This is a genomic window from Rhizobium sp. BK399, assembly GCF_014194695.1.
In the GTDB taxonomy this organism is placed as follows: domain Bacteria; phylum Pseudomonadota; class Alphaproteobacteria; order Rhizobiales; family Rhizobiaceae; genus Rhizobium.
In genome coordinates this window covers 201886-217705 of record NZ_JACIAH010000007.1, presented here as the reverse complement: position 1 = coordinate 217705, position 15820 = coordinate 201886, and the positions used below count along the sequence as shown (strand labels likewise).

Below are 15820 nucleotides of genomic sequence, written 5' to 3'. Positions count from 1 at the left end.
GCCGGCGCGTCAGGTACCCTCGGCCTCAAGTATCTTCCTGAGTTTTCCAAAGGCCAGCCGGATACGGGACTTGACCGTTCCGAGTGGCAGGCCCGTCGCCTCGGCGATCTGTGAATGCGATTGACCGAGAAAGAAGGCGGCGCGCAGCATTTCCCGTTGCTCTTCCGGCAATTGACGAACAGCGGCGCGCACGTTGGCGTCACGGTCGTCGTTCGCGACGATTTCATCTGCGCCGGTTTCCGCAACCGGTCTCAAAGCCGGATCTGCATGATCCAGGACACGCGCATTGGCCCGGCGCTGCAGATCGATTCGGCGGTTGCGGGCAATGCGAAAAAGCCAGGTCGACAGAGACGATCGAGTTGCATCGTAGAGCCCTGCTTTGTGCCAGAGCACGATCATCACTTCCTGGACGAGTTCCTCGGCCTCGCTGCTCGCCATTCTTTGGCGCAACAGCCAGGATTTTAGCCGCGGCGCAAAGTAGTCGAACAGCACGGTGAATGCCTCTTGGTCGCGGCGTTCCGCAACGGCCCTGACGAGGGCGGCGAAGCGCTGTTTCTCCTCGGCATTCATGTCCCGTGCAAAGTCCCCTGCCGCCGCGAATTCTCCAACGGATTTCCAACGCTTATTGACCTACAACGGTTTCTGAAAAGGTCAAACTCTTGCCTGAATCTTTATGTCTTAAATCATTCGTGACGATGGTCTGCGTGCGCACACAGTACTACGCCACCACGGGCGAGGCGCCAGCGCCCGACGTTGACGCTTGGGTGAGAATGGCACAGGCAGGGACTTCTCGCAGTCCCTGTTGACGCTTTGGTAACCTGAATTAAGTCAAAATAAAGCAGATCGTGATTATGCGCCGCCCGTTCGCTTCGGGCTCGAATCGCAAGAACCGGCAGGATATCCATGTTTCGTAAAACTACCGCAATCGCCATTTCCCTCGTTCTCGCCGGCGCCGGCATTGCATCCGCTCAGACCAAGAAGACGCAGCCCGCGGCACCGGCAGCGCAGCAGCAGGCTGCTCCGGCTTCGACAGCGCCGACGCGGATACAGCAGTTCCAGGCCTGGGGTGCCTATTCGTACAAGTCCGGCGCGAGCACCGTTTGCTATGTGTTGTCCGTACCGACGGAAAAGAAACCGGCCAACATCGATCACGGTGACAACTTCTTCATCGTCTCGCAGCGCCCCGGCCAGAACATTTCCTACGAGCCGCAGGCAATGATGGGCTACATCGTCAAGGAAAACTCGAAGATCGATGTCGTTATCGACAACAAGACCTTCGTGATGTTCACCAAGGACAAGGCCGGCTGGGTCGAGAATGCGGCTCAGGAGCCGGCGCTCGTCGCGGCCATGAAGAGCGGCCACTCGATGACCGTCAACGCGACATCGCGCAAGGGAACATCGACGTCGTACAGCTACTCGCTGTCAGGTATCTCCGCCGCACTCAAGCAGGTTGAAGGCTGCAAGTAAGCTTGCTGTCGCGGTAACGAAATTTCAGGAGGCCGGCCTTGCGCCGGCCTTCGTCGTTTCCATCTATAGTGACGCGCGGTGAAAATGATGCTAAAGGCCCGCGCAACAGCGGATAGATCGCGGCTTTGCCGCCGGTTCCGCATTCAATTTCTGCCATCATGCCTGTCGTGCCCGCAAGTCATCTGGCTTACCGGGGCGATCGCATGTTGAATTCGGGATTAGAGACTATGTCCGTCATGGATGCGATGACTGTTACCAAGCCTGCCGGAGTGCTGCCGCAGCTCGACGCCGGCCAGAAGCCCTCGCTGATCGGCCTCAGCCGTGAAGAGATGGGTGCTGCGCTGCGCGAAAAGGGCGTGCCGGACAAGCAGATCAAGATGCGCGTTGCGCAGCTCTGGAACTGGATCTACGTGCGCGGCGTCTCCGATTTCGATCACATGACGAACGTCGCCAAGGACATGCGCGAGATGCTGAAGCGGCATTTCACCATCGCGCGTCCCGAGATCGTCGAAGAACAGGTTTCCAATGACGGTACGCGGAAGTGGCTGCTGCGTTTCCCTCCGCGGGGAGCCGGGCGTCCGGTCGAGATCGAGGCGGTCTACATCCCGGAAGAGGGCCGCGGCACGCTTTGCATCTCGAGCCAGGTCGGCTGCACGCTGACCTGTTCGTTCTGTCATACCGGCACGCAGCGGCTGGTGCGCAACTTGACGGCCGAGGAGATCCTTTCACAGCTTCTCCTGGCCCGTGATCGGCTCGGCGATTTCCCGGACCGCGAAGCGCCGCAAGGCACGATCATGCCGGCGGAAGGCCGCAAGGTCAGCAATATCGTCATGATGGGCATGGGCGAGCCGCTTTACAATTTCGATGCCGTCAAGCAGGCGCTGCTGATCGCAACCGATGGCGACGGGTTGTCGCTCTCGAAGCGCCGGGTGACGCTGTCGACCTCGGGTGTCGTGCCTGAAATCTTCCGGACCGGCGACGAAATCGGCGTGATGCTGGCGATCTCGCTGCATGCCGTGCGCGACGATCTGCGCGATATCCTCGTGCCGATCAACAAGAAGTACCCGCTGAAGGAACTGATCGAGGCCTGCCGGAAGTATCCGGGCCTGTCGAACGCCCGCCGCATCACCTTCGAATATGTGATGCTGAAGGACGTCAACGACAGTCTTGAGGATGCTAAGGGTCTCGTTCAGCTGCTGAAAGGCGTGCCGGCGAAGATCAACCTCATTCCGTTCAACCCGTGGCCGGGCACCAACTATCAGTGTTCCGACTGGGCGCAGATCGAGAAGTTTGCCGATTTTATCAACTCGGCCGGCTATGCCTCGCCGATCCGCACGCCACGCGGCCGCGACATTCTGGCGGCCTGCGGCCAGCTGAAGTCGGAGTCGGAGCGCATGCGCAAGACCGAGCGGCTGGCCTTCGAGGCGATGATGATCGCCAACCATGGCGCGGATGATTGATCAGCAAGTTTGATCCTTCAAACACCTCCTGACGATTGATTTCATGGCCTGCTTTTCCTAGAAGCAGGCCAAAATCATATCTGGAGGATACCCAATGCGTTCAATTCTGCTTGCTGTCGCGGCCACGCTGGCCCTGACCCTGCCTGCCAAGGCAGAAGATGTCACCGTCGCTGTTACGGCGATCGTCGAGCATCCTGCTCTCGATGCAGCGCGCAAGGGCGTCCTCGATGTGCTGACGGCTGCCGGCTACAAGGAAGGCGAGAACCTGAAGTTCATGTTCGAGTCGGCCCAGGGCAACCCGGCAACGGCTGCGCAGATCGCTCGCCAGTTCGCAGGCGAGGGCCCGAACGTTATCGTGCCGATCTCCACGCCATCCGCTCAGGCGGTCGTTTCCGCAACACGCGACATTCCGGTTGTCTTCACCGCCGTATCCGATCCGCTCGGCGCGCAGCTCGTAAAGGATATGGACAAGCCGGGCGGCAATGTCACCGGTCTTTCCGACATGTCGCCGGTTGCCGAGCATCTTGCGCTTATCAAGGAAATCCTGCCGAACGTCAAAACGATCGGCTATCTCTACAACTCCGGTGAAGCCAACTCCGTATCGTTGCTTGCTGTCCTGAAGGCGGAGGCTGAGAAAGCTGGGCTGAAGGTTGTCGAGTCGGCCGCCACCAAGTCCGCTGAAGTGCAGGGTGCTGCCCGTGCACTCGTCGGCCGCGCAGACGCCATCTATATCCCGACTGACAACACGATCATCTCTGCACTCGAAGGCGCCGTCGCTGTTGCCGAAGAAAGCAAGCTGCCGCTCTTCACCGCTGACACGGACTCCGTTTCGCGCGGTGCGATCGCTGCCCTCGGCTTCAACTATTACGATGTCGGCAAGCAGACGGGCGAGATCGTCGTTCGCATCCTCAAGGGTGAAAACCCGGGCGACATTCCGGTGAAGGTTGCTGCCGGCAGCGATCTCGTCATCAACAAGGGCGCAGCGACCAAGATGGGCGTCACCCTGCCGGAAAGTGTCGTGAAGCGCGCAACGAAGACGATCGACTGATCGCCGTATAGTTTTGAGAAACTGGTCATCCAGCCGCTCCCGTTTTACGCGGGGGCGGCTGATGGTATTAAAAGCTTGGACCCGATGACAGGCGGGGCAAGTCAGAGGAAAGGGCAGGAGCCTTGAGTCAGATCGCATTCTGGGGAGCCGTGGAGCTGGGGTTGGTCTATGCCTTCGTCGCACTCGGCGTTTACCTCGCATTCCGTGTGCTGGATTTTCCGGATCTGACGGTTGACGGCTCTTTTCCGCTGGGTGCTGCGGTAACGGCGGTGTTGATCATCGCTGGCGTCAATGCCTGGCTTGCTGCGCTTATTGCGATGGTTGCGGGCGCTGCGGCCGGTCTGGTTACGGCGATGCTCAATGTGCGCTTCAAGATTCTGAACCTGCTTGCATCGATTCTGACGATGATCGCGCTCTTCTCGGTCAACCTGCGCGTCATGGGCAAACCGAACGTCGCTCTGATCAATGCGGATACGATGATCAGTCCGTTTTTTGGCCATGGCCTGCGTGAGTTTTATGTTCGGCCGCTGTTTGTCGGCGTCCTTGTCGTCGTTGCCGTGATCGTCGTTTGGCGTTTTCTTGAAAGCGACTCGGGTCTGGCGATGCGCGCGACGGGTGCGAATGCTCGCATGGCCCGCGCGCAGGGCGTCGACACAAGCCGCCAGATCTATCTCGGCATGGCGATCTCGAATGCGTTGGTTGCCTTCGGTGGCGCGCTCTTCGCGCAAACCAACGGTTTTGCGGACGTTACTTCGGGCGTTGGAACGATCGTCGTCGGTCTGGCGGCCGTCATCATCGGCGAAACGCTGCTCGGTCGTCGTGGCCTGCTGATCGCGCTGGTCGGCTGTGTGCTCGGCTCCATCCTCTACCGTATCGCCATCCAGCTGGCACTCTCGACCGATGTCATCGGGCTGCAGGCATCGGACCTTAATTTCGTGACGGCCGTTCTGGTTACAATAGCGCTCATTCTTCCCCGTCTTCGCCGCGGAGGTGCCGCATCGTGATCACGCTCAAGGATATCAAAGTCGTCTTCGGCAAAGGTACGCCGCTGCAGAAGCAGGCGCTGAACGGCGTCAGCCTGACAATCGAGGAAGGCTCGTTCGTCACGGTTATCGGCTCGAACGGGGCGGGCAAGTCGACGCTGCTCGGCGTTCTTGCCGGCGATGTGCTCGCCAGCGAAGGCCAGGTTCTCATCGGCAAGACCGATGTCACGCGCAAATCAACGGCCGCGCGTGCGGGCCTCGTTGCCCGTGTCTTTCAGGATCCACTGACGGGAAGCTGCGGCTCGCTCTCGATCGAGGAAAACCTTGCACTTGCCGCGCGTCGCGGTGAAAGGCGGGGGCTCGTCTCGGCGCTGGGTCCGAAGCGGCGCGAGCATTTTCGCGAGCGGATCGCCGAACTTAATCTCGGTCTTGAGAATCGGATGCGGGACCGCATGGACCTGCTATCCGGCGGTCAGCGTCAGGCTGTTTCGCTTGTCATGGCGACGCTTGCCGGTTCGGAAGTGCTGTTGCTCGACGAGCATACGGCGGCGCTCGATCCTGGCATGGCCGAGTTCGTCATGGGGCTCACGCAGAAGATCGTCTCGGAGCGCAAGCTGACAACGCTGATGGTCACCCACTCCATGCGACAGGCGCTCGACTATGGCCACCGCACGATCATGCTGCATGGTGGCGAGATCGTTCTCGACGTCAGCGGCGACAGCCGCAAGACGTTGCAGGTCGAAGACCTGATCGCGATGTTCCGCAAGATGCGCGGCCAGACGCTTGACGACGATGCGTTGCTGATCGGCTGACGATAGACAATTTTCCGGGAAGTCAGACTTCCCGGAGATTGCTTAGCGAGCCTGCGTCAGCAGGATTTTTGCCGCGAAGACGGAGAAGACGCCGGCAAAGGTAAAGTCCATGCCGCGCAAAACCTTCTTGTTGTTCTGCAGCCAGCTGGCCAGCCAGTCGGCCGCAAAAACCACAGCAGCGTTGACCGGCATGCCGATCACAATGAAGCAGAAGCCGAGAAACAGCAGCTTCTGCGTCACCGTCGGATCGCCGGCGCTGACGAACTGCGGCAGGAAGGTCATGAAGAAGATGATCACCTTCGGGTTCAAAAGGTTGACCCAGAAGCCCGAGGAGATGTTGGCAAGCGGCGTTCCTGTCGCTGTTTCCACCTTGTTGACCGAAAACTTCGAGCCGTAGCGGATCGCCTGGACGGCAAGCCAAAGCAGATAGGCGGCACCGCCGGTCTTCAGCATCAGGAAGGCGGTCGGCGAGGCGGTGATCAGCGCCGAGACGCCGAAGGCCACCAGCATCGTGTGGACGACGATACCGAGACTGGTGCCGAGCACGACGAACAGCGCCGCCTTCTTGCCCTGCGCCAGAGCGCGGCTGATCGACAGCGTCATGTCTGGGCCGGGCGTTGCCGCAAGCAGCAAAGTCGCAGCAGCAAAGGCGAGAAGCGTGGCAAAGCTGGGCAAAAAGTCCATGTTACACTCTGAGAGCCGGAAAAACGTTGGTTGCTTTTATCCGGCTCTCCGAAAATGTCTAATCAAACCTTCTAATACGACCTATTCCTTGCGTTCGAGATAGGTCTTGAACTTGTCGGCATAATCCTTGTGCCACCGCGACAGCGGCGGACGGTTCTCGATGATGTCACCCATCGCCCAGGCCATGCGGCGCTCGTCCACGGCGCGGGCGACGTCGTTGTCAGGGCAGAGGATGTAGAAGTCGCCGCGTTCCAGGCTTTCAATCATGAAGTCGACGGTCTGTTCCGCGGTCCATGCGGCGGCTGGCTTTTCCGCGCGGTCGCCCTTGGTGAGGCCGGTAAAAACGAAGCCGGGGATCAGCAGGTGAGCGGAGATCTTCGAGCCTTCGGTGTTGCGCAATTCATGCTCGAGCGCTTCGGTGAACACCTTCACGCCGGCCTTCGAGACGTTATAGGCCGGATTGCCGGGTGGCGTAGTGATGCCCTGCTTGGAACCGGTGTTGATGATCAGGCCGGGTTCGCCATGCGAGAGCATGTGCTGGCCGAAGGTCCGCGTTCCGTTGATGACTCCGAGCAGGTTGACGCCAAGGATGCTGTCCCAATCGGCTTGGGCGCTGAAAATCGAGGTCGCCGGGCCGATCCCGGCGTTGTTCATGAGGATATGAACGCGGCCGAAGCGCTGGATCACGGTTCTCTCGAGCGCCTCTAGCGAGTCCTTCTGCGCGACGTCGGTCTCAACGGCGAGCACATGCTCCTCTCCCGATATCGACTTCAGCTCGGCTGCCGCCGCTGCCAACCGGTCGCCGCCGAGATCGGCGATGGCAACGCTCATGCCGGCACGGGCAAAGTGCTTTGCCGCCGCAAGCCCGATGCCCGAAGCACCGCCGGTGATGACGGCGACATTGGATTTCTTGATGATGTCTTGGATTTTCGTCACGGCCAGCCTCTCCTCAGCATTGTGCGGACGCTGGCAGATATGGGTTGCGCTTTCTGCCTGTCAAACATTATCCGAGCCGCGTAGGGCCGCCGTTGCCCTTGCGTCCTGCGCCGATCTCGCTAAAAGTGCCCAGCCATACCGGGCTTGGCGGGCTTGCCGCCGCCCTTTTGCAACGGACCTCATCATCATGGCATCGCACAAAGACGTAAAGAAAGTCGTCCTCGCCTATTCCGGCGGTCTCGACACCTCGATCATCCTGAAGTGGCTGCAGACCGAACTCGGCGCAGAAGTCGTGACGTTCACCGCCGACCTCGGCCAGGGTGAAGAGCTGGAGCCTGCACGCAAGAAGGCCGAAATGCTCGGCATCAAGGAGATCTACATCGAGGATGTCCGCGAAGAGTTCGTGAAGGACTTCGTGTTCCCGATGTTCCGCGCCAATGCCGTCTATGAGGGCGTTTACCTGCTCGGCACCTCGATCGCCCGTCCGCTGATCTCCAAGCACCTGATCGACATTGCTCGCAAGACCGGCGCCGATGCGATCGCGCATGGCGCAACGGGCAAGGGCAACGACCAGGTCCGCTTCGAGCTCTCCGCCTATGCCCTGAACCCCGACATCAAGATCATTGCGCCATGGCGCGACTGGTCGTTCAAGAGCCGTACCGATCTGCTGGCCTTTGCCGAAGCCCACCAGATCCCGGTTGCCAAGGACAAGAAGGGCGAGGCGCCGTTCTCCGTCGACGCCAACCTGCTGCATTCCTCGTCCGAGGGCAAGGTTCTGGAAGATCCGGCCCAGGAAGCCCCCGAATACGTGCATATGCGCACGATTTCTCCGGAAGCGGCTCCCGACAAGGCAACTACCATCAAGGTTGGCTTCGAGAAGGGTGACGCGGTTTCGATCAACGGCGTACGCATGAGCCCGGCGACGCTGCTCGCAACGCTGAACAATTACGGCCGTGACAACGGCATCGGTCGCCTCGACCTCGTGGAAAACCGCTTCGTCGGCATGAAGTCGCGCGGCGTCTATGAGACGCCCGGCGGCACGATCCTGCTTGCCGCGCACCGCGCCATCGAATCCATCACGCTCGACCGCGGTGCCGCCCACCTCAAGGACGAACTGATGCCGCGCTATGCGGAGCTGATCTACTACGGCTTCTGGTTCTCGCCGGAGCGCGAAATGCTGCAGGCGCTGATCGACAAGAGCCAGGAGCATGTCGAAGGCGAAGTGACGCTGAAGCTCTACAAGGGCAATGTCATGGTTACCGGTCGCGAGAGCCCGAAGTCGCTCTACTCCGACAAGCTGGTTACCTTCGAAGACGACCAGGGCGCCTACGACCAGAAGGACGCCGCCGGCTTCATCAAGCTCAACGCGCTGCGCCTGCGCACGCTCGCCAAGCGCAACCTCTCGAAGTAATCGAGAGCAGTCTGCCTGATATCAAAGGCCCGCCTCGTGCGGGCCTTTTCATTGGTCCGTTGTGGTGTGGGAGAGTTGTGCCGTGCGTTGCGAGGCGCGCACGAACCAGACGTAGCTGATGATCGAAATCAGCGCCATGATCGGGATCACCGTTCCAAAGGCGAGCAGTGGCATGCCGATCAACGAACCCGCGACGCCGCCGGCAAAGCCGCCACCCATCTGAATGAAGCCCATCATCGCGGATGCCGAGCCAGCGATATGCGGGAATGGGTAGAGACCTGACGTGGTCATATGCGGGGTCAGGAACGCCAAGCCGAAGGCGAGGAACGCGATCGGCCCCATGATCGAAAGATAGGATGGCGTGACGAAGTGGACTGATAGCGCGATCATGATGCCGGCAAAGCCCAGCAGGCCAAGCCCGACGCGTACGGAGCCGTCGCCGCCCAGACGCGGCGCCGCATAGCGAAGGCACACGGAGCCGAGGAAGTAGGACCCTGATTGCATCAGCATGCCCAAGCCGAAGGCGGTCGGTGACAGACCGACGACCTTGATGAGGATGAAGGGAAGAAGTGTCGCCTGGGCGTAGAGGGCGCCGATCGAACCGCCGAGGACAAGCGAAGCGGAGACGAAGCGGCTTTCGCAGGCAAGCTCCAGATAGGCGCGAAGCAGGGGCCCCGGGAGCGCGCGGCGCGGATCCGGCACGCTCGTCTCGCGCATGAAGACGATCACTCCGAAACAGATCAGCAGTCCGAAGCCGATGAGGAGGAAGAAGACCGACTGCCAGCCAAACGCGGCCAGCGCCAAGCCGCCGACGGTTGGCGCGGCGGCCGGTCCGATGGCGATCATGATGCCGATCAGGTTCATGATGCGGGAGGCTTCGGTGCCGGTGAACTGGTCGCGGACGATGGCGCGCGCCACGGTAATCCCGACGGAGGCGCCGATGCCCTGGATCAGACGGCCGGCAAGCAGCCATTCGATGCCGGGCGCAAAGGCCGCAAGCAGGCTGCCAACCACATAGATGCCGATGAACAGCAGGGTCGCCGCACGGCGGCCGAACGCATCCGAAAGCGGACCAGCAAGCAGCTGCGCAACCGAGAAGCCGGCGAAATAGACGGACAGCGTCATCTTGATCGCCGAGTCCGATGTCTGGAACGCATGGACGAGCTCGGGCATCGCCGGCGTGTAGATCGACATCGAGATCGGGCCGATGGTCGCGAGGAGCGCGCCGAGCATGCTCGTTCGCCGTTCGCTCATCCGGAATGGGGGCATAGGGGTACTCGGTTCTGGTAACATGCGCGGTCAGCGCGAAGGCTGCGGTTTTTCTTCTGTCGCAAGCGGCGTGATCCGGCAATTCAAAAATGTCATGGCCGCCATGACAGCTTGACGCGTTTCGATTGGCGCATAAGCTGCGGCTGTCCTTTCCGGAGTTTCTCGATGACGCAATCCTTGCTCGCGGGCGCCTTTCTGGCTGCCCTTCTCTACGTGCTCATTCCAGGGCCTGCCTTCCTTGCGCTGCTTGGCATCGGCGCCGGGCAGGGGCGTCGAGCAGGCGCCATGTTCGTCGGTGGCCATCTGGTCGGCGATCTGCTGTGGGCGTCGCTGGCGCTGATCGCGATCATTGGGGCGAAGACGATCGGTACTTTCGTCTTCGACGCGCTTGGTCTGCTCTGCGGTTTCTATCTTGCCTGGATCGGCTGGAATGCGGTTCGGGCAAAGCCGAAGGGTGAGGGGCAGGCACTGATGGTGGTGGAGCGGCCGTTCCGCCGCGGCTTGATCTTCGGGGTCACCAATCCGAAGGGATATCCGGTCGCGCTGGCGACATTCACTGCCCTCGTTGCTGGTTCCGCGAGCGCACTGCAGTTCCACACACTGCCCGTGCTGCTGGCAGTTTCGTTCCTGGGCTTCATCGTGGCCGACATGATCCTGATCACAATCATCGGCGCAGGAACGGTACGGCGATTCTACCGCGCGCATGAGCGGCTGATCGTGCGCTGCTCCGGTGTGCTCTTCATGGGCTTTGCCGCGCAGGCGCTCTGGCATGCGACGCCCGGCCTGCTCGGCTGGCGGAAGGCCTGAGATCAGGCGTCGAGGAAGCTGACGACCGAATTCAGCCGTTCTACGGTCTGCGGGTCACCGATCGATGTCGCGATCTGCAGCTGTTCCTTGTAATAGTCCCGAAAATTGAAGCTCGTCGCGTCGGTGACATCCGACAGGTCGAGGATGTTGCCCGACGGGTCGATTGTTCGCATCGGCAGCGGTTCGGAGATAGCAGCATAGGTATCCTGATCGATCGCGCCGGCATCGAAGCTCTGCCTTGCATAGAGGCGTAGTTCGCTGGCGCTGATCGCGGAAAAATCTGGCGCGTTCGCGTTCGTTTCATCGATTTGAAACGACGCTGAGGCCTTTGTCTTTGTGCCGATCTGCTCTTCTAATTCACTGTAATAATTGGAATTATCTTGGTTTCTTTTGAAAAGGAAACTCGGCGAAGACCGCACAGAAAGGATTTCCATGGCGCGTATCCACTTGCAAAAAGATGATGAGTGAAACTACCGCGCGTGGCGAACGTACGTCAATCGTTAACGATTAGTTAATTCTTATGCATCATTTCTTGCCATGAAGTTTTCGCAGTCAGGGCGGGTGATGTGCGTCTGATCGCCAATACCAATTGCGGATGCGCATCCCTATATTGCCTGTTCAGTTGCCTGCCACAAAGGATCTCCGCATGCCTTCCACATCAGAATTCAACCCGGCACTTGTCGAATGGAACGGTCTCCACGGCCTGCCGCGTTTCGACGCTCTCAATGATGGCGACTTTGCTCCCGCCTTCGATGCAGCACTCGCGGCGCACGAGAAAGAGATCGACGCGATCGCGGGAAATCCGGAGGCCCCGACATTCGAGAACACCGTCGTTGCGCTCGAGATCGCGGGTGATGAACTGTCGCGCGTGTCGGCACTGTTCTGGAATCGGGCAGGCGCCCATACCAACGATACGATCCAGGCGCTGGAGCGGGATATCTCGCCGAAGATGTCGCGCCACTATTCCAAGATCGGCATGAATGCGGCGCTGTTTGCGCGTATCGATGCCTTGTGGGAAGCGCGCGAAAGCCTCGGCCTGACGCTGGAGCAAACGCGGGTGCTGGAGCGCCACTGGAAGGGCTTCGTCAAATCGGGCGCGAAGCTGCCAAAGTCCGAGCAGGAGAAGCTCGCGGGCATCAACGAGAAGCTCGCGGGTCTCGGCACCCAGTTCGGCCAGAACGTGCTTGCCGACGAGAAGAGCTGGGCGCTGATCCTTTCCGACGGCGCGGATCTCGATGGTATTCCCGACTTTCTGAAGGATGCGATGGCGGCGGCTGCGCGCGAGCGTGGCGAAGAGGGCAAGTTTGCTGTCACGCTGTCGCGCTCGATCATCGAACCGTTCCTGACCTTCTCGGAGCGGCGCGACCTGCGCGAGCAGGCTTTCAAGGCCTGGGTCTCGCGTGGCGAGAACGATGGCGCTACCGATAATCGCGGCATCATCAGGGATACGCTTGCGCTCCGCGACGAGGTGGCAAAGCTCCTCGGCTATGGCAACTTCGCCGAACTGAAGCTCGACAACACGATGGCGAAGACGCCTGAGGCCGTCAACCATCTGCTTCGGGAGGTATGGGCCAAGGCGGTAAAGCGTGCCGGCGAGGAAGAAGCCGATATCGCCAAGCTGATCGCTGATGAAGGCAAGAACCACGACGTCATGCCCTGGGACTGGCGCCACTATGCCGAGAAGATCCGGGCGCAGCGGTTCAATTTCTCAGAGGCCGAGCTGAAGCCCTACCTGCAGCTGGAGAAGATCATCGACGCCTGCTTCGACGTCGCTGGCCGGTTGTTCGGCATTCGCGCCGTCGAGAAGAAGGGTGTCCCCGCCTACCATCCCGATGCGCGCGTGTTCGAGATCCGCGATCGCGAGGACCGGCTGGTGGCACTCTTCCTTGGCGATTATTTCGCCCGCAGTTCCAAGCGTTCCGGGGCCTGGATGAGCTCGTTCCAGTCGCAGCACAAGCTGCCGCTGAAGAATGGTCGCAGCGGCGAACTGCCGATCATCTACAATGTCTGCAACTTCGCGAAGCCAGCCGAAGGCAAGCCGGCGCTCTTGTCACTCGATGACGCGCGTACGCTGTTCCACGAGTTCGGCCATGCGCTGCACGGGATGCTGTCAAACGTCACATATCCCTCGGTCTCGGGCACAGGCGTTTCCCGCGACTTCGTCGAGCTGCCGTCGCAGCTTTACGAACACTGGCTGACGGTGCCCGCGATCCTGAAGCAATATGCCGTGCACTTCGAAACCGGCGAGCCGATGCCGCAGGCCCTGCTCGACAAGGTTCTGGCAGCACGGACGTTCAACTCCGGCTTCAATACGGTCGAGTTCACCTCGTCGGCGCTTGTCGATATGGCGTTCCATACCCGCGACAAGGTCGAGGATCCGATGGCGGTGCAGAAAGAGGTGCTGTCGGAGCTCGGCATGCCGAAGTCGATCGTCATGCGGCACGCCTCGCCGCACTTCCAGCACATCTTCTCCGGCGGCTATTCAGCCGGCTACTATTCGTACATGTGGTCCGAAGTTCTCGATGCGGATGCCTTTGCTGCCTTCGAGGAAACGGGCGATGCCTTCAATCGCGAGATGGCGGCCAAGCTCAAGGACAACATCTATTCCGTCGGTGGCGCGATCGACCCTGAGGATGCCTACAAGGCTTTCCGCGGCAAGTTGCCGAGCCCGGATGCCATGCTGGTCAAGAAGGGTCTGGCGACCTTCGAAGAACGATCCGGCAGCGACGCCTGAGGCAGCAGGTCGCGCATAATCGATGCGTGAGGGCTAAAGTATTGACGGAAGATGGCATCTTGCCGCTTCGTCACATGACTGTCATTGAAGATTAATAAGCAACCGGCATCGATTTTCAACCGATGCCGGTTTTTTCATGACCCCTCAACCTTCAGAGACCAATGCGGCCGTTTCGACGGCCAGCGTGGAATTGCACTATGGGTCGACGCCCGTTCTGAAGGGTATTGATCTCTCGCTTTCCAAGGGAAAGACGCTGGCGCTGCTTGGGCCGTCCGGCTGCGGAAAGACTACTCTGCTGAGACTCGTCGCGGGATTGCTCGCGCCGACGAGAGGTTCGATCGCGATTGCCGGACGCACAGTTGCCGATGCCGCAAGCGGCGCCTTCTCACCGCCGGAAAAGCGCAATCTCGGCATGGTGTTTCAGGACTATGCGCTCTGGCCGCACATGACCGTTGGCGGCAACGTCTCCTTTCCCCTCGAAATGCGCGGTATCGGCAAATCCGAGCGGGGATCCCGGACAATGCGGGCGTTGGAACGCGTCGGTCTCGGCGCTTATGCCGATCGCCGACCGAGCGATCTCTCCGGTGGTCAGCAGCAGCGTGTCGCGATTGCGAGGGCGATCGTTGCCGAGCCGCAGCTCATTCTCTTCGACGAACCGCTGTCCAATCTCGATCGCGAGTTGCGCGAGAACATGGTCGGCGAACTTGCCGAGCTGATCGCGACGCTCGGCCTGACGGCAATTTATGTCACCCACGATCATAGCGAGGCGCTGACGCTGGCCGACGACGTCGCCGTCATGCGTGGTGGGTTGATCGAGCAGTTGGCATCGCCCGATGAGCTGATCGAGAAGCCGGCAACGCCTGAGGTCGCCGACTTCCTGCGCCTCGGCGGCGTTGCTGAGCTCGAGTATCGTGATGAACACTGGTTCTTCAAAGGCAGCGGCCTCGCCCTGCTGCGCGGTGCCGATGGCGTCGATTGCGCCGTTCGCGTCCTCATTCCCACCGGATCGATCACCGCGGGAGAGATCCTGCCGGGCACGCTTGCCGCAACGGTGCTGCGCTCGCAGTTCCGCGGCGATGGCCATCTGGCGACCGTCTCTCTGGTCGGCGCCGAGACAATCGAATTGCAGGTTTTGAGCCGCGCCAAGCTGCGACCCGGCGAGGGCATCGGTCTGTCGATCGATCCCGGCCAGATCCGGTGGTTCGGCAAAGAGGTTCAGTCGTCCAAAGAGGAGAATTTGGAGCATGTTTAAGTCGTTGAAGAGCATCACTTTCGGCGTTCTCGCCGCAACGCTGATGGCGGGCGTCGCCCACGCCGACATCACGGTCTACACCGCTGGTCCGCAGGGGCTGATCGACAAAATGTCGGCCGGCTTTACCAAGCAGACGGGCGTCAAAGTTAACGTCTTCCAAGCAACGACCGGCAAGGTCATGGCCCGTATCGAGGCCGAAGCCTCGAACCCGGTCGTCGACGTTCTTATTTCGGCTTCCTGGGATACGGCGACCGACTTCGCCAAGCGCGGCTGGCTCGTGTCCTACACCAGCCCGAACGCCGCCAAGGTTCCTGACTTCCTGAAAACCGACACGGCCGTTGCCCAGGGGATCTCGGCGCTCGGCATCGCCTGGAACACCAAGAGCGGCACGCCGAAGCCGGTCGAGTGGGCCGACCTGACGAAGCCTGAATACAAAGACCTCGTCAACATTCCGGATCCGGCGCAGTCCGGCTCGTCCTTCGAGCTGACGGCGGCGCTTGCCGGCCAGGATGACTTCAAGCTCTTCAAGGATCTGAAGGACAACGGCGCCATCATCGCGGGTGCCAATGCCGAGGCTCTGAACCCGGTTCTGCAGGGTGCGAAGGCTGCCGTCTTCGGCGCCGTTGATTACATCACCCTCAATGCCAAGGAAAAGGGCGAGAACATCGATGTGATCTTCCCAGAATCCGGCACTGTTATCGCGCCGCGTCCGGCCATGATCCTCAACTGGTCGAAGAACCAGGATGAGGCGAAGAAGTTCATCGACTACATGCTCTCTGACGAAGGCCAGAAGCTTGTTGCCGACCAGATGCTGATGCCGGCTCGTAGCGACATTCCGGCAAGCCGTCCGCTGATCAGCGATCTGAAGCTGCTGAAGTACGACACTGCTGCTGTCTACGGCAAGCGGAAGGAAACGCTGAAGCAGGTCACCGACACGTTCGGCGGCAAGTAAGGACA

General features: G+C 60.6%; 15 protein-coding genes. 10 read left to right on the top strand and 5 right to left on the bottom strand.

The features are described 5' to 3' along the window. Nucleotides 1-9: 9 nt before the first annotated feature. Nucleotides 10-570 carry a sigma-70 family RNA polymerase sigma factor gene (locus tag FHT97_RS17005; RefSeq protein WP_028827971.1) on the bottom strand — a complete coding sequence of 187 codons (561 nt, stop codon included), beginning with the start codon at nt 568-570 and terminating at the stop codon, nt 10-12. A gap of 333 nt (nt 571-903) precedes the next feature. Between FHT97_RS17005 and FHT97_RS17000 the strand changes: the two genes are divergently transcribed. The 5 genes from FHT97_RS17000 to FHT97_RS16980 all read left to right on the top strand — a co-directional run bounded on the left by FHT97_RS17000 (nt 904) and on the right by FHT97_RS16980 (nt 5770). Continuing rightward, on the top strand, nt 904-1467 hold the full coding sequence (locus FHT97_RS17000) for an invasion associated locus B family protein (RefSeq protein WP_028827970.1): 564 nt from the start codon (nt 904-906) through the stop codon (nt 1465-1467). A gap of 227 nt (nt 1468-1694) precedes the next feature. Next, nucleotides 1695-2927 (top strand): 23S rRNA (adenine(2503)-C(2))-methyltransferase RlmN, encoded by a 1233-nt coding sequence (gene rlmN / locus FHT97_RS16995; protein ID WP_183863730.1) that lies wholly within the window; start codon nt 1695-1697, stop codon nt 2925-2927. 94 nt (nt 2928-3021) lie between these two features. Then, nucleotides 3022-3975, top strand: coding sequence for an ABC transporter substrate-binding protein (locus FHT97_RS16990; protein WP_028827968.1), 954 nt, complete (start codon nt 3022-3024; stop codon nt 3973-3975). Nucleotides 3976-4097: 122 nt separating this feature from the next. Further along, nucleotides 4098-4979, top strand: a complete 882-nt coding sequence (locus FHT97_RS16985; RefSeq protein ID WP_028827967.1) for an ABC transporter permease — start codon at nt 4098-4100, stop codon at nt 4977-4979. After that, nucleotides 4976-5770, top strand: coding sequence for an ABC transporter ATP-binding protein (locus tag FHT97_RS16980; protein WP_016556624.1), 795 nt, complete (start codon nt 4976-4978; stop codon nt 5768-5770). The genes FHT97_RS16985 and FHT97_RS16980 overlap by 4 nt, the downstream gene beginning before the upstream one ends. 42 nt (nt 5771-5812) lie before the next feature. On the opposite strand, the gene FHT97_RS16975 is transcribed toward FHT97_RS16980, so the two are convergent. Together FHT97_RS16975 and FHT97_RS16970 are read right to left on the bottom strand one after the other, a co-directional pair. Continuing rightward, on the bottom strand, nt 5813-6454 hold the full coding sequence (locus FHT97_RS16975; RefSeq protein WP_183863729.1) for a LysE family translocator: 642 nt from the start codon (nt 6452-6454) through the stop codon (nt 5813-5815). An 81-nt stretch (nt 6455-6535) separates the two neighbouring features. Continuing rightward, complete coding sequence (locus FHT97_RS16970) at nt 6536-7390, bottom strand: SDR family NAD(P)-dependent oxidoreductase (RefSeq protein ID WP_183863728.1); 855 nt, start codon at nt 7388-7390, stop codon at nt 6536-6538. A gap of 187 nt (nt 7391-7577) precedes the next feature. Here FHT97_RS16970 and FHT97_RS16965 point away from each other — a divergent pair, with 187 nt between their 5' ends. Continuing rightward, entirely contained in the window at nt 7578-8801 is a 1224-nt protein-coding gene (locus FHT97_RS16965; protein WP_028827964.1) for an argininosuccinate synthase, read from the top strand. Nucleotides 8802-8849: 48 nt separating this feature from the next. On the opposite strand, the gene FHT97_RS16960 is transcribed toward FHT97_RS16965, so the two are convergent. Continuing rightward, the gene (locus FHT97_RS16960; protein WP_183863727.1) at nt 8850-10034 is read right to left on the bottom strand and encodes a multidrug effflux MFS transporter; all 1185 of its coding nucleotides are present in this window, start codon (nt 10032-10034) and stop codon (nt 8850-8852) included. 201 nt (nt 10035-10235) lie between these two features. Here FHT97_RS16960 and FHT97_RS16955 point away from each other — a divergent pair, with 201 nt between their 5' ends. Further along, nucleotides 10236-10877, top strand: a complete 642-nt coding sequence (locus tag FHT97_RS16955; protein ID WP_028827962.1) for a LysE family translocator — start codon at nt 10236-10238, stop codon at nt 10875-10877. Between the two features lie 2 nt (nt 10878-10879). On the opposite strand, the gene FHT97_RS16950 is transcribed toward FHT97_RS16955, so the two are convergent. Beyond that, on the bottom strand, nt 10880-11311 hold the full coding sequence (locus FHT97_RS16950; RefSeq protein ID WP_183863726.1) for a hypothetical protein: 432 nt from the start codon (nt 11309-11311) through the stop codon (nt 10880-10882). 212 nt (nt 11312-11523) lie between these two features. On the opposite strand from FHT97_RS16950, the gene FHT97_RS16945 reads away from it, so the two are divergent. The 3 genes from FHT97_RS16945 (at nt 11524) to FHT97_RS16935 (ending at nt 15815) form a co-directional block, all read left to right on the top strand. Next, the gene (locus tag FHT97_RS16945; RefSeq protein WP_183863725.1) at nt 11524-13611 is read left to right on the top strand and encodes a M3 family metallopeptidase; all 2088 of its coding nucleotides are present in this window, start codon (nt 11524-11526) and stop codon (nt 13609-13611) included. A gap of 136 nt (nt 13612-13747) precedes the next feature. Continuing rightward, nucleotides 13748-14863 carry an ABC transporter ATP-binding protein gene (locus FHT97_RS16940; RefSeq protein WP_183863724.1) on the top strand — a complete coding sequence of 372 codons (1116 nt, stop codon included), beginning with the start codon at nt 13748-13750 and terminating at the stop codon, nt 14861-14863. Beyond that, nucleotides 14856-15815, top strand: coding sequence for an ABC transporter substrate-binding protein (locus tag FHT97_RS16935; RefSeq protein WP_183863723.1), 960 nt, complete (start codon nt 14856-14858; stop codon nt 15813-15815). Before FHT97_RS16940 ends, FHT97_RS16935 begins: the two co-directional genes overlap by 8 nt. Nucleotides 15816-15820 lie beyond the last annotated feature (5 nt).